Source organism: Arthrobacter sp. H14, assembly GCF_000520495.1.
Lineage (GTDB): Bacteria > Actinomycetota > Actinomycetes > Actinomycetales > Micrococcaceae > Arthrobacter_C.
The window spans coordinates 62,783-63,625 of record NZ_KI914641.1; the positions used below are offsets into that span (position 1 = coordinate 62,783).

The following is an 843-nucleotide window of genomic DNA, read 5'->3' on the forward strand; positions in this document are numbered from 1 at the left end:
CCGTACCGGCGCCCGAGACGAACGTCCACCCGCCGAACCCCGACGATGTTTTCGACAACCAACAGAAGGTCGAGAAGGAACGGCAGAAGGAACAGGAACGGCAGCAACGCGAGCAGGAAAAGCTGCAGCAAGAACAGACGGAAGAACAACAGGAGCAACAGGAAGAGCAACTCGAGGAACAGCGCGAGCAGGCCGAGGAGGAGGCTGAGGAGGCCGCCGAACGGGCCGAGGAAGAAGCCGAACGGGTCGAGGAAGAAGCCGAAAACGGTGGGAACGGTGCCGGAAATGGTGGCACCGATAACGACGGCAACGGGAACAGCGGTAACGATAACGGCGGCACACCCGGTTCGGGAGCCGAACGACCCGGCAACAGCAGTGGCTCACCTGAAAATGGGCCCAACGACCTTCGGGAGGCGGACCAGCCGTACCGGCGCCCGAGACGAACGTCCACCCGCCGAACCCCGACGATGTTTTCGACAACCAACAGAAGGTCGAGAAGGAACGGCAGAAGGAACAGGAACGGCAGCAACGCGAGCAGGAAAAGCTGCAGCAAGAACAGACGGAAGAACAACAGGAGCAACAGGAAGAGCAACTCGAGGAACAGCGCGAGCAGGCCGAGGAGGAGGCTGAGGAGGCCGCCGAACGGGCCGAGGAAGAAGCCGAACGGGTCGAGGAAGAAGCCGAAAACGGTGGGAACGGTGCCGGAAATGGTGGCACCGATAACGACGGCAACGGGAACAGCGGTAACGATAACGGCGGCACACCCGGTTCGGGAGCCGAACGACCCGGCAACAGCAGTGGCTCACCTGAAAATGGCGGCTCGCCGGATAACACCGGGGTGCC

Annotated in this window: 1 pseudogene; it reads left to right on the forward strand. The window is 62.2% G+C overall.

Annotated features, from left to right (window positions below):
- A pseudogene (locus Y707_RS32135) lies at window positions 1–843 on the forward strand (hypothetical protein); the annotation flags it as partial.